The 12,960-nt window shown below is 73.7% G+C and carries 10 protein-coding genes and 2 pseudogenes; 7 read left to right on the forward strand and 5 right to left on the reverse strand.

The features are described from left to right. Positions 1 to 47 precede the first annotated feature (47 nt). On the reverse strand, positions 48 to 1,130 hold the full coding sequence (locus tag OHQ87_RS31025; RefSeq protein ID WP_328343672.1) for an alpha/beta hydrolase: 1,083 nt from the start codon (positions 1,128 to 1,130) through the stop codon (positions 48 to 50). 208 nt (positions 1,131 to 1,338) lie between these two features. Next, positions 1,339 to 1,767, reverse strand: a complete 429-nt coding sequence (locus OHQ87_RS31030) for an HPF/RaiA family ribosome-associated protein (protein ID WP_328343674.1) — start codon at positions 1,765 to 1,767, stop codon at positions 1,339 to 1,341. A gap of 430 nt (positions 1,768 to 2,197) precedes the next feature. On the opposite strand from OHQ87_RS31030, the pseudogene ssb reads away from it, so the two are divergent. The 3 genes and pseudogenes from ssb to OHQ87_RS31045 form a co-directional block, all read left to right on the forward strand. Continuing rightward, positions 2,198 to 2,972 (forward strand): annotated as a pseudogene (gene ssb / locus OHQ87_RS31510) (single-stranded DNA-binding protein); the annotation flags it as partial. Positions 2,973 to 3,331: 359 nt separating this feature from the next. Further along, positions 3,332 to 4,318 carry a cobalamin biosynthesis protein gene (locus tag OHQ87_RS31040; RefSeq protein WP_328343676.1) on the forward strand — a complete coding sequence of 329 codons (987 nt, stop codon included), beginning with the start codon at positions 3,332 to 3,334 and terminating at the stop codon, positions 4,316 to 4,318. Next, on the forward strand, positions 4,315 to 5,856 hold the full coding sequence (locus OHQ87_RS31045) for a cobyric acid synthase (protein ID WP_328343678.1): 1,542 nt from the start codon (positions 4,315 to 4,317) through the stop codon (positions 5,854 to 5,856). The genes OHQ87_RS31040 and OHQ87_RS31045 overlap by 4 nt, the downstream gene beginning before the upstream one ends. Before the next feature lie 63 nt (positions 5,857 to 5,919). Here the strand turns inward: OHQ87_RS31045 and OHQ87_RS31050 are convergent, their stop codons facing one another. Then, the gene (locus OHQ87_RS31050; protein ID WP_328349097.1) at positions 5,920 to 6,321 is read right to left on the reverse strand and encodes a rhodanese-like domain-containing protein; all 402 of its coding nucleotides are present in this window, start codon (positions 6,319 to 6,321) and stop codon (positions 5,920 to 5,922) included. A 112-nt stretch (positions 6,322 to 6,433) separates the two neighbouring features. Here OHQ87_RS31050 and OHQ87_RS31055 point away from each other — a divergent pair. The 4 genes and pseudogenes from OHQ87_RS31055 to OHQ87_RS31070 form a co-directional block, all read left to right on the forward strand. After that, positions 6,434 to 7,134, forward strand: a pseudogene (locus OHQ87_RS31055) (uridine kinase family protein); the annotation flags it as partial. Continuing rightward, positions 7,127 to 8,479: a dipeptidase gene (locus tag OHQ87_RS31060; RefSeq protein WP_328349099.1), complete on the forward strand. Its 1,353-nt coding sequence runs from the start codon at positions 7,127 to 7,129 to the stop codon at positions 8,477 to 8,479. The pseudogene OHQ87_RS31055 and the gene OHQ87_RS31060, both read left to right, overlap by 8 nt. Positions 8,480 to 8,556: 77 nt before the next feature. Continuing rightward, positions 8,557 to 8,763, forward strand: a complete 207-nt coding sequence (locus tag OHQ87_RS31065) for a hypothetical protein (RefSeq protein WP_067308586.1) — start codon at positions 8,557 to 8,559, stop codon at positions 8,761 to 8,763. A 54-nt stretch (positions 8,764 to 8,817) separates the two neighbouring features. Next, entirely contained in the window at positions 8,818 to 10,416 is a 1,599-nt protein-coding gene (locus OHQ87_RS31070) for an ATP-dependent DNA ligase (protein ID WP_328343682.1), read from the forward strand. Between the two features lie 109 nt (positions 10,417 to 10,525). Here OHQ87_RS31070 and OHQ87_RS31075 read toward each other — a convergent pair whose 3' ends face one another. After that, positions 10,526 to 11,317: a hypothetical protein gene (locus tag OHQ87_RS31075; protein WP_328343684.1), complete on the reverse strand. Its 792-nt coding sequence runs from the start codon at positions 11,315 to 11,317 to the stop codon at positions 10,526 to 10,528. Between the two features lie 760 nt (positions 11,318 to 12,077). After that, complete coding sequence (locus OHQ87_RS31080) at positions 12,078 to 12,893, reverse strand: SURF1 family cytochrome oxidase biogenesis protein (protein ID WP_328343686.1); 816 nt, start codon at positions 12,891 to 12,893, stop codon at positions 12,078 to 12,080. Between the last annotated feature and the right edge of the window lie 67 nt (positions 12,894 to 12,960).

Consider the following 12,960-nt stretch of genomic DNA (forward strand, 5'->3'; position numbering starts at 1 on the left):
GTTGCCGCGCCCCCGGCCCAGGTGAGTCGACCATTGCGGCCTTGCCGCTACCTCGGCCCCGGTGAGTCGATCATGTCGCCGGCACGCGGGGCGGGGATCGGGTCGGCCTGGGCGACCGGGGTCGGTTCGCCGGGGGGAACCGTTGCGGTGGAGGGCGGCGCGGTGTCGGCGGGGCGGGTGGGGCCGGCACCGAGGAAGGCTTCGGCCCAGCGGCCGACCTCGGTGAAGACCTGCTCGCGTACGGCCTGGCCGGAGAGGACCAGGTCGTGCTTGCCGCCGTCGAAACGGGCCACGGTGACGTGCCGGCCGAGCCGGGGTGCCCAGCGGACCATGTGCTCCACGTCCAGCACCGCGTCGGCCAGGGCCGCCGAATCATGCCAGCAGGTGCCCCGGAAGCTCCGGGTCGAGCAGGCCAGCAGCACCGGGACGGGGATGTCCAGGCCGGCGCGGAGCTGCCGTTGGGCGGTGCGGATCGCGGCCAGCCAGCCGGCCCGCACCGGAAACCCGGCGAGCGGCTTCCAGGCCAGGTCGTACGTCCACTCGCCGCGATGGTCGGCGTGCAGGCTCTCGCCGTACACGGTGCCCAGGCCGAAGGGGAGGGCACGGTGCGGCGCGCGACGGCCCAGCCGGGCGACGGCCGCCGCGAGGGGTCGACGGACCAGCCAGGGGGCGTTGATGTCGAAGAAGGGGCTGTTCAGGACGAGCCCGTCGACCAGCCCTGCGTCGCGGCGGGCGTGTGCCCAGAGCGAGATGATCAGGCCGCCGGTGGAGTGGCCCATGACGAGCAGGGTGTCGTGCCCGTCCCCGTCGCGGATGATCCTGGCGGCGGCGTCCAGCTCGGGGAAGTAGTCGCTCAGGTCGCGGCAGAAGTTCGGGGTCTGGTGGGGCAGCAGGCTGCGGCCGTACTTGCGCAGGTCGAGGGCGTAGAAGTCCCAACCACGGGCGGCGTAGAAGTCGGCCAGGTGGGTCTGGAAGAAGTAGTCGACGTAGCCGTGCACGTAGAGCACCGCCCGACCGGTGGGGCTGTCCGCGCGCCGGCGGACCAGCGTCGCGACCACCGGCCCCTCGTCGTCGGTGCCCAGGTCGATCGTCTGCCGCTCGTACGGCGGCCCCAGCACGTCCTGTTCCACGACCGTGACGCTACGCCCGCCGGCCTACCCGGCGGTAGCCCCCGGTTCGGCCGTGGTGGTCGACGTCTCCACGACCGGCGGCTCGGTCTTGCGGGGCGGGCCGGCGGGGCCTGGTGGAGCACCGTCCCGCGCCTGTCGTCGACGGGTTCGGGGCGGGCCGGGTCCCGTCCGGCGTGGCGCGCGGACGGGGACCCGGCCCGGTGGGCGGTCAGGCGGTCTCGGCGTCGACCCGGTCGGTGTCGGTGTCGGTGTCGAGGTCCGGCAGCGGTACGGGGACGGGCTGGGCCATCTCCCTGATGTGCTTGTTGTGCCGGGGCTCCTGCCGGGTCTTGGAGTCGTTGAGCTTGCGGCGCATGTCGTCCCGGGCGTCGTTGAGGGCGGCCCGCAGGTCCACCTCGGTCGACGTGGTGACGATCTTCTGCCGGCCGGCGATCCAGCACTCCAGGGTGACCTTCTGCCCGCGCGCCTCCCGGTCCTTGACCGACACCTCAAGCTCGGTGGCGTCGGCGTGAAAGGCGGCCAGCCGGGCGTCCAGGGTGCCGAACTGCTCGACGATCCAGTTCCGGTCGCCCTGGGAGAAGCCCGCGCCCATCCGCAGACACTCGGCCACGGTCGCCGGGTTCGCCACCGCGCTCATCGCCGCACCTCCCGCTCGGTGCGGACGGAGCCGGTCGTACGGAGCGGGCTGCGAATCATCAGCACTGCCTTTCTCGTCGGACGTCGTGCCTGGTGGCGCTTGGTTGATCAACTCATTACCCAGTCGGGGCCGGGCTCACTCCGGGTGCTGCCGTCTTCTCGGTGCTGCCGTGGTCGCCTCCTCCCGATGCCGGTCGCTCCCTCGGGGCGGTGATGGCCTCGATCCTCGTGAATTCATCCTGGCCCGGCCCGGTGGAGCTCCTCCAGGGCCGGTAGGCCTAGCACACCGGGACCTTGATCAGGTTGTTGTCCACAGCCGGCCCGGTTGTCCACAGGGCGCGGGTGAGTGCTCGCCGCCGGACGTCATGCGGGCCAGGCTCGGTGGCGAGTCGACTCACCATCGCATCCGCAAGGACCCCTGGGAGGGGACGATGTTCGATACCTACGTCACCATCGTCGGTAACGTTTTGACCGCGCCGGAGTGGCGTCGTACGGCGCAGAGCAACACCCTGGTCGCCAATTTCAAGGTGGCCTCGACCGCCCGCCGCCTCAACCGGGACAGCGGTCGGTGGGTGGACGGCAACAGCCTCCGCGTCCGGGTCAACTGCTGGCGCAAGCTGGCCGAGGGGGTGGCCGCCTCGGTGATGGTCGGCGACCCGGTGGTGGTGGCCGGGCGGCTCTACACCCGCGACTGGACCGACGACGCCGGCAACCACCGCGTCCTCTACGAGTTGGAGGCGGTCGCGGTCGGGCACGACCTGTCCCGGGGCCGGTCCCGCTTCCTGCGCAACCGGCCGAGCATGGCCACCAGCGCGGTGGAGGACGAGGAGGCGGCCCAGCGGGTGCAGGGCGAACCGACCGAGCCGGTGCCGGTCGGGCAGGCCCCCGCCAGGCCGGACGACCGCCCCCTCGACGACGACTTCGAGCTGTCCGGCTTCGGTTTCCCGCGTGCCGGCCACGACCTGTCCGGCGGCAGGTACGCCCCGGCAGCCGACCCGCTCGACGACGAGCCCGACGGCCACGAGCCCGACGACGACCTGTCCCCGTTGCCCGACGACGGGACCGACCCCGACCTGGGGTCGCTGTCCCGGGCCGGCGGCGGGACCGGCACGGGCCGGGGACCGCTGGCCGGGGCTGGTGGCGGGACCGGCGCCGGGGTACCGACCGGGCGACCCGGCGACGAGGGACAGGCGGGAGATCCCGGCCAGCCGGACGACCAGGACCAGCCGGCAGAGCACGGTCAGCCGGGCTACGAGGGGGAGCCCGGCGACGAAGGCAAGCCGAGTGGCCCGGTCGCCCCGACGCCGGGCGAGGTGGCTGCCGGCCCGGCGGGTCGGGCTCGGCGTGGTCGGGGCCGGGTGCCGGTCCCGGCCTGAGATCCCGGCCCGCAGCTGCCGGGCGCGGCGGGCCGTGTCCGTCAACTGCGCCGGGGAAGAGGGTGCAAGATCCGGTCTGCGCCGGGGAAGGGGCGCGGGCCGGGGGCTCGTAGGGGCGGGGCGGGGTGGCGACGGCGACGTGGCCGCCCCCGCCCAGGGACTAGGCTGGCCGGCCGGAGGTGGTGACGTGTGGGGCGGCGCACAGCGACGGCGAACGCGGTCGGCCTGGTGGCCGGGTACGCGCTGGACAGCCTGCTCGGCGATCCTCGGCGCTGGCATCCGGTGGCCGGCTTCGGGCGGGCCGCCGGCACCCTGGAACGTCGGGTCTACCGGGCCGATCGCCGGGCGGGAACGTTCTTCACCGCCATCGCGGTGGGTGCGCCGGTGCTGCTCGGCGTGGCCGTCGACCGGGCCACCCGGCGACACCCGGTGGCCCGGGTCCTGGTCGTTGCCGCCGGCACCTGGGCGGTACTCGGTGGCCGGACCCTGCGCCACGAGGCGAAGGTGATGGGTTCCGCCCTGCGCGCCGGTGACCTGCCGGCGGCGCGACACCGGCTCGGCCACCTCTGCGGCCGGGACCCGTCCCGGCTCGACGAGGCCGAGTTGGCCCGCGCCACAGTCGAGTCGGTCGCCGAGAACACCTCCGACGCCGTGGTCGCCCCGTTGCTCTGGGGTGCCCTCGCCGGTCTGCCCGGCCTGCTCGGCTACCGGGCGGCGAACACCCTGGACGCCATGGTCGGGCACCGCTCACCCCGTTACGCCCGGTTCGGCACCCCGGCCGCCCGGCTCGACGACCTGCTCAACCTGGTACCGGCCCGGCTGACCGGGCTGCTCACGATCGCCGCCGCGCCCACCGTGCACGGCGACCGGGAGCGGGCCTGGCAGGTCTGGCGACGGGACCGCCACGACCATCCCAGCCCCAACGCCGGGCAGTGCGAGGCGGCCATGGCCGGGGCGCTGGGCGTCCGGCTCGGCGGCCGGAACGTCTACTTCGGGCGGTCCGAGGTGCGTCCGTTCCTCGGCGACGGCCCGCGCCCCGAAGCCCGGCACCTGAAGCGGGCCGCCCGGCTCTCCGGAAAGGTCGGCCTGGCCGCCCTCGCTCTGGCCGCGGTATGGCCGCTGACCGGTGGCCGGCTGGTCGCCGCCACCGGCCGCGCGCTGCTGGGCCGCCGGTGAGCGGTGGGCTGCTCGTCGCGGGCACCACGTCCGACGCGGGCAAGAGCGTGCTCACCGCCGGCATCTGCCGCTGGCTGCACCGGCGGGGAGTCGCCGTCGCACCGTTCAAGGCGCAGAACATGTCCAACAACTCCGCCGTGGTGGTCGGCCCGGACGGGCGGGGCGGCGAAATCGGGCGGGCCCAGGCGATGCAGGCCGCCGCCTGCGGGCTCGCCCCCGACCTGCGGTTCAACCCGGTACTGCTCAAGCCGGGCAGCGACCTGGCCAGTCAGGTGGTGTTGCTCGGCGAGGCCGTCGACACGGTCACCGCCGGCAACTTCCGTACCCTGCGTCCGAGGCTCGCCGAGACGGCGTACGCGGCCCTAGCCGAGCTGCGCACGGCGTACGACGTGGTGATCTGCGAGGGGGCCGGCAGCCCCGCCGAGATCAACCTGCGGGCCGGGGACTACGTCAACATGGGGCTGGCCCGGCACGCCGGTCTGCCCGCCATCGTGGTCGGGGACATCGACCGGGGTGGCGTGTTCGCCTCGATGTTCGGCACGGTGGCCCTGCTCGACCCGGCCGACCAGGCGCTGATCGCCGGCTTCGTGATCAACAAGTTCCGGGGCGACCTCGGTCTGCTCCGCCCCGGGCTGGACATGCTGCACCGGGTGACCGGTCGACCCACCTACGGGGTGCTGCCCTGGCAGCTCGACCTCTGGCTCGACGCCGAGGACTCGCTCGCCTACGGGCGGGTGCTCGGCCGCCCCGCCGCCCCGTACGGCAGCGAATGGCTCGACGTCGCAGTGGTCCGGCTGCCCCGGATCAGCAACGCCACCGACGTGGAGGCCCTGGCCACCGAGCCGGGTGTGCGGGTCCGGCTCACCGTCGAGCCCGCCGAGCTGGCCGCCGCCGACCTGGTCGTCCTGCCCGGCTCCAAGTCCACGGTCGCCGACCTGACCTGGTTGCGGGAGACCGGGCTCGCCGAGGCCGTCACCGCACACGCCGCCGCCGGTCGGCCGCTGCTCGGCATCTGCGGCGGCTTCCAGATGCTCGCCACCGCCATCCATGACCCGGTGGAGAGCCGGCGGGGCAGCGTCCCCGGCCTGGGCCTGTTGCCCGTCGAGATCACCTTCGACCCGGTCAAGACCGTCCGCCCGGCCGTCGGCACCGCCGCCGACGTGCCGGTGCGCGGCTACGAGATCCACCACGGGCACGTCTCCACCGCCGATCCGGAGCTGCCCCCGCTGCTGCACCACGCCGACGGTCGCCCCGAAGGCGCCCGGCTCGGCGCGGTGCACGGCACCCACTGGCACGGCGCGTTCGAGTCCGACGGGTTCCGCCGCCGGTTCCTCACCGAGGTGGCCCGGTCGGCCGGGCGGCACGGCTTCACCGTCGCGCCGGACACCAGCTTCGCCGCCGCCCGGGAACGCTCCCTCGACCTGCTCGGCGACCTGGTCGAGGAGCACCTGGACACCGCCGCGCTGTGGCGGCTCATCGAGGCCGGCGCCCCCGCCGACCTGCCGTTCATCCCACCCGGCGCACCACCTGCGGGCTGACCGCGCCGGTCCGGCGGCCCCCGCCCGCCGGCTGACCGTCAGACCCGGAAGGCCGACCTACCGTCAGGGGCGGATGTCGGCGGGCTGGTCGGACAGGGGCAGCCCGGCCTCCCGCCACGCCTGCACGCCGCCGATCAGGTCGGTGGCCTTGCGCAGGCCCAACGCCTGGAGGCTGGCCGCCGCCAGGCTGGAGCTGTAGCCGTGCCGGCACACCACCACGATCTCCCGGTCGTAGCCGGTCGCCTCGGGGATGTGCCACTCGCTGGCCGGATCGAGCCGCCACTCCAGCACCGTCCGGTCGATGACGATCGCGCCGGGCAGCTCCCCCTGCTCGCGGCGCTGCCCCTCGGTGCGCGTGTCGACAAGCAGCGCACCCGCCCGTACCGCCTCGACCGTCTGCTGAGGACTCAACCGCCGCAGCCCGGCTCGGGCCTGTTCCAGCAGGGCGTCCACGCCCGGACTCATCACGTCATTGAGCACGTCCAGATCATGCCCCGGCACCCGGAGCACCGCCCGACGAACAGCACTCCCCACGGCGGAACCAGGCTCACGGGGGACACCCACTAGCGTCACCTGAGTGACGGTGACCCTGGTCGAGGCGTACGCGATGCTGGCCCGGCGGGTGCTCGCCGGCCCGGCGCGGTTGGGCCGTACCCGACTGGTGGCCGTCGACGGGCCCAGCGGCGCGGGCAAGAGCGCCTTCACCGCGCGCCTCGCGGACGCCCTGGCCGGGTTGTCCGACGGTGGACGACCACAAGTGGTGCACACCGACGACCTGCTCGACGGCTGGGACGACCAGTTCACCTTCTGGGCCCGGCTGGAGGAGCGGGTGCTGGCCCCGCTGCGGGCCGGTCGACCGGGGTCCTACCGGCGGTACAGCTGGGTGCGGCGGGCGTTCCTGCCCCGCGACGTGCCGGTGCCTGTCGTGCCGGTGCTGCTACTGGAGGGGGTGAGCGCGGCGCGGGCGACGATCCGGCCGGAGCTCACCCTGTCGGTGCAGGTCACCGCGCCGGCCGGGCTACGGCTGCGCCGCGCGCTGGACCGGGACGGGGCACATCTCCTGGCGGAGCTGCGGCGTTGGCACGCGGGGGAGGAGGCCCACTTCGCGGCCGACCGGACCGCCGCCGCCGTCGACCTGGTGGTCGACGGCGCACCGACCCTGCCGCACGACCGGGACCACTACTACGTACGCCGCCCGGCATCCGGTCGCGGCTCGCCGGGTACGTCCCGGTAAGGCCGGCATACCATGCCGGTCATGACCTCTCCGATCATGTCCGAGTCCGAGGTACGGGCCGCCGTCGAGCGGGAAATGCCCGGTGTCCGTGCCGACCTGGAACGCCTCGTCCGCATCCCCGGCATCGCGTTCGAGGGGTTCGACCACTCGCACGTCGAGCGGTCCGCCGAGGCGGTCGCCGAGTTGCTGCGCGGCTGCGGTCTCGACGTGCGGATCGTGCGTTCCGGCGGTCAGCCCGCGGTGATCGGAACGCGGGCCGCCCCGCCCGGCGCACCCACAGTGCTGCTGTACGCCCACCACGACGTCCAGCCCGTCGGCGACCTGTCGCTGTGGGAGTCCGCGCCGTTCGAGCCGGTCGAGCGGGACGGTCGCCTCTACGGGCGCGGTGCCGCCGACGACAAGGCCGGCGTGATGGCGCACGTCGCCGCCCTGCGCGCCTTCGGCGACCGGCTCCCGGTCGGTGTGGTGCTCTTCATCGAGGGCGAGGAGGAGTACGGCTCCGACTCGCTGGAGCGGCTCCTCGTCGAGCACCGCGAGGAGATCGCCTCGGACGTCATCGTGATCGCCGACTCCGCCAACTGGGACGTGGGCGTACCGGCTCTGACCACCTCGCTGCGCGGCATGGTCAACCTGTTCGTCGAGGTGCGGACCCTGGACCACGCGGTGCACAGCGGCATGTTCGGCGGTGCCGTGCCGGACGCGTTGACCGCGCTGGTCCGGCTCCTGGCCACGCTGCACGACGACGCCGGGGACGTGGCCGTCGAGGGCCTGACCGGCCGGCCGGGCGCCGCCGTCGACTACCCGGAGGACCGGTTCCGGGCCGAGGCCGGCCTGGTCGACGGGGTGTCGCTGATCGGCACCGGCCGGATCACCGACCGGCTCTGGACCAGACCGGCGGTGGCGGTGCTCGGCATCGACGCCCCGGCCACCGGCGAGGCACCGAACGCGCTGGTTCCGGCCGCGAAGGCCAAGGTGAGCGTACGGCTGGCGCCGGGTGACGACCCCAAGCGGGCGTACGACGCGGTCCGTACCCATCTGGAGAGGCACGCGCCGTGGGGTGCGCGGGTGGTGGTGACCCTGGAGCACGACGGTGATCCCTGCGTCATCGACGCGTCGGGGCCGGTGTTCGACGCCGCCCGCGCGGCGTTCCGGGCCGCCTGGGACGGCGCCGAGCCGGTGGACATCGGCATCGGCGGCTCGATCCCGTTCATCGCCACCTTCCAGGAGATGTTCCCGCAGGCGGCGATCCTGGTCACCGGGGTGGAGGACCCGCACGCGCGGGCGCACGGCCCGAACGAGAGCCTGCACCTCGGCGAGTTCGCCCGGGTCTGCCTCGCCGAGGCGTTGCTGCTGGCGAAGGTGGCAGGGCAGGGGCGACCGGTCGGTTAGGTCGCGGAACCGTAACTTCGGGGTCGATGTCGGAGTTTGCGGCGTGTCGGACGGCACACTGGTATAGCCTTTCGAACATGCGTACGAACGACGTGATGACGCGGCTGGAAGCCGCCGTGAGCGCTCTGGGGGACGTCGACGTCTCCGCGTGGCCCGAGGACACGCTCAAGGAACAGCTCGGCGAGCTCTCGGCCGTGCTGGTCGCCCTGGACGGGGTGCTGTCCCGGGTCGCCGACGGGGTCCGCGCCCGTGGTCTGCGCGTCGAGGAACCCGTCTCGGCCTGAGCCGGGCGGCCCGGGTACGGCAATGCCCGGGTGATGTCGGGGGTGGCTGGCAGGATGAGGTGCGTGCGGTTCCTCGACCTGGCAGCCACCTCCGCGGCCGTCTCGGCCACCTCCGGCCGACGCGCCAAGGTGGAGCTGTTGGCCGGCGCGCTCCGGGCGCTCGACCCGTCCGAGGTGTCGGTCGGCTCCGGCTACCTCGCCGGTGAGCTGCGCCAGCGGCAGACCGGCGTCGGCTGGGCCAGCCTGCGTGACCTGCCGCCCCCGGCCACCGAGCCGGCCCTGACCGTGACCGCCGTCGACGCGGCGATCGACGAGATCGCCGCCGTGCACGGTCCGGGCTCCCAGGCCCGACGCCGGCAACTGCTCGTCGCACTCTTCGGCGTCGCCACCGCCGATGAGCAGCGGTTCCTGGTCGACCTGTTCCGAGGCGAGCTGCGCCAGGGCGCACAGGCCGGTCTGCTCGCCGACGCCATTGCCCGAGCCGCCGAGGTACCGGTGGCGACGGTACGTCGGGCCCTGTTGCTCGCCGGCGACCTGCGGGCCGTCGCGGTGGCCGCCCGCACCGGCGGTGCCGCCGCGCTGGCCGGGTTCGGGCTCCAGGTGGGCCGCCCGCTCGCGCCGATGCTGGCCTCCAGCGCCCCCTCGGTCGACGCCGCCCTCGATGTCACCGGGGTTCCGGCGGTGGTCGACGTCAAACTCGACGGCATTCGCATCCAGGTGCACCGCTCCGGCGACGAGATCGCGGTCTTCACCCGCAGCCTCGACGAGATCACCGCGCGGGTGCCCGAGGTGGTTGCCGCGGTGCGCGCGTTGCCGGCCCGGGAACTGGTGCTCGACGGCGAGGCGATCGGGCTGGACCTCAGCGGTAGGCCGTTACCGTTCCCGCAGACCTCCAGCAGGGCGGCCAGACGCGCCACCGCCGCCGCGACCGGGGCCACCTCCGCCACCGGTGCGACCGCGGCGACCGACGTCACCCCGCTGGCCGACGCGACCGCGCTCACGCCGTACTTCTTCGACCTGCTGCACCTCGACGGCGACGATCTGATCGATCTGCCCGGCCGGCGGCGGTGGGCCCAACTCGCCGATCTGGTCGACGGGCCGTTGCTGGTCGGCCGGGTCGAGGTCGACGACCCGGGGCAGGCCGCCGCGGCGTTCGCCGCCGCACTCGACGCCGGTCAGGAGGGGGTCGTGGTCAAGTCGCCGGACGCCCCCTACGACGCCGGTCGGCGTGGCTCCGCCTGGGTCAAGGTCAAGCCCCGGCACACCCTCGACCTGGTGGTGCTGGCGGTCGAGTGGGGCAGCGGCCGACGGCAGGGTTGGCTGTCCAATCTTCATCTCGGTGCCCGGGAGCCGCGCACCGGTGAGTTCGTGATGCTCGGCAAGACCTTCAAAGGCCTCACCGACGAGCTGCTGCGTTGGCAGACCGAACGGTTCCTCGGGTTGGCCGTGGAGCGCGGCGACTGGGTGGTGCGGGTCCGCCCCGAGCAGGTGGTCGAGGTCGCCTTCGACGGGGTGCTCGCCAGCACCCGCTACCCGGGCGGGGTGGCCCTCCGGTTCGCCCGGGTGCTGCGCTACCGCGACGACAAGTCGGCCGCCGAGGCCGACACCATCGATACGGTCCGGGCACTGCACGCCGGGCGAGCCGCCGATTGACCGTCACCGGACGGAGCGACACAGGGTAGTCAGGCCGCTGGGCTAACGGGGCGGAGGGGCGATGGGGCGGAGGGCCGCTGGCCCGGGATTTGTGAAGACGACCCCGGGGTCAGACCGTCGACAGCGACCGGGCGTAGTTGACCTGATTGTTGATCTGCTGCACCTGGCCCGGGTCGACGACCGGGATGCGGGCCACGTACTGATGGGCGCCACTGGTCACCGTCACCTGCACGGTGCCGTGGTGTCGCGTCTCCTTGATCAGCAGGAAGAGCAGGCTGAAGATGGTCAGACAGAAGAAACCGAGGATGGCGCAGACGATCGCCCAACTGGCGATCTTCTCCTCCCGCTGCCAGTGGTCGGTCACGTACCAGCCGGCACCGGCCAGGGGCATCACCCCGGCCGGGGTACGGATCACCGGCGGGCTGACCATGATCTCACCGATCTGCACCGCCGGCGGCTGGTGCCCTACTGCCGCCCCCGGCACCGCTCCCGTCGGCGCGAACAGCGGCGGGTAGGGCCCGGCCTGCGGCACGGCATAGGGACCGGTCCCGGGTGGCGCGGAGAACTGCGCCGGTGGGGCGGAGAACTGTGCGGGCGGTGCGAATGGGGCGGGTGGCGCGGAGAACTGCGCGGATGGCGGTGCGAATGGTGCTGGCGGCGCGGAGAACTGTGCGGGCGGTGCCGGGTACGGCCCGGCCTCCGGCGGGGTGGCGGGCTCGAACGGCGCTGCCGGGGAACCTGCCGTCGGGAACTGGGCGGTGGAGGGTGCGGGCTGCGTCGATGGCGGGTGGAACGTCGCCGTTGTCGAGGCCACGTCCGGCGACGGTGCCCACGGGTCGTAGGCGGGGCTCGCCTGCGTGGGCGGATCGGACGGGTACGACGGGGCAGGATCGGAGGTCATCACGACACCTCACGCGCGTTGAACACGTTGCGGACCATACCGCCTCCCGCGTCGTCGTGCGTTCCGACGATGGCGTCGTGGTCGTGGTCGTGGCGGTGGTGGCGGTGGCGGTGGTCGAGGTAATCGTGGCGGTGTCGCGGTCGTGTTAGCTGTGGTCGCGGTGGTCGCGGTGGTCGCGGTGGTCGCGGTGGTAGTGGTCGCGGTGGTCGGCGCTGCGGATGCCACGACCACGACCCGCGCTTGAGCCCGGCAGGGGAGGGCAGGCCGGTATACCTGTTCGGGTCCTTTCGAGCTGATGACGTAAACGACTCACCACCGATCAGTGGTGGGCGACTCACCACCGACCAGTGGTGGGCTGAATCGCCAACGTCATCAGCTCGAAAGGACGTACACCCATAGGTCGGTGGTCCGTCGTGGCCTTGCGGTGGTGTCTGGCCCGGTGGTCCGTCGTGGCCTTGCGATGGTCTCAGCGGGTGATCCGTCGTGACGTAGCGATTGTGTCGGCCCGATGGGCTGTCGTGACCGGGGGTGTCGGCCCGGTGGTCCGACCTTGAGCCGGTGGCCCGAGGTGGGGTGACGTGGGTGGTGGCGCGACGTGGGCGGTGGCGCGACGTGGGTGGTGGGGTGACGTGGGTGGTGGGGTGACGGGGGTGGTGGCGTGACGGGGGTGGTGGCGTGACGTGGGCGGGGCGGCCGTCGGGTGGGGGCCGGGGGGGCGACGGAGCGGTCCACCAGCCCGGTTCCACACGCCGAATGCAGCTCAGGCAGGGGTGACGGGCTCGGCGGCCCGGTCGACGGGGAGCTTCGGGGCGTCCAGCCCGGCGGCGTGGCGGGCCTCCCGACGGGCCACCCAGCCGTAGCCGAAGAGCGTCATCGCGGCGAACAGCCACCACTGGACGACGTAACCGAAGTTCTGCCAGTTGTTGGTGTGACCGATCGGCACCGCCCGGAACGCCGGGTCGTTCGCCGGGGTCTGCTCGTCGAGCAGCAGGTAGGCCCCGTGCAGCGGGTAGGGCAGTTCCCGGGCCAGCTTGTCCACGGTCACCCGACGGGTCTCCAACCGGCCGTCGCGCCGGTCCACGCCGTTGCCGCCGGTCTCGGTGGGGTGCACCCGGCCGACGACTGTCACCGCACCGGTCGGCAGCGCGGGCACCTGGGGCATGGCCAGCGCACCACCGGGCGCTGGCGGCACCCAACCCCGGTCGACAAGCACCGCCGTGCCGTCGTCGAGCACCAGCGGGGCGAGCACCTCGAAGCCGACCTTGCTCTCCACGGTCCGACCCCGGACCAGGACCACGTTCGCGGCGTCGTACCGACCGGTGGCGGTGACCCGGCTCCACTCGGCCTGCTCGGCGGGGGGCGGGCCGACGCTGCCCGCGCCACCGGTCGGGGCGGGCAGCGTGGCCCGCAGCGGCGCGGGGGTGCCTGCGGTGCCGGCGTCGATGCGCTCGTTGACCGCGGTGCGTTCCCGGTAGCGGTCCAGCTGCCAGTTGCCGAGCAGCACCATGACGGCGGCGGCGACCAGGGTCAACGCGAGGATGCCCAGCCAGCGTGGGGTCAGCAGGAACCGGTACACAGCACGAGGCTACCCGTATGACCGACGCCACCCTCCGCGACGGCCCGGGACCGGTCCGTACGGCCTC

Source organism: Micromonospora sp. NBC_00421 (assembly GCF_036017915.1).
In the GTDB taxonomy this organism is placed as follows: Bacteria; Actinomycetota; Actinomycetes; order Mycobacteriales; family Micromonosporaceae; genus Micromonospora.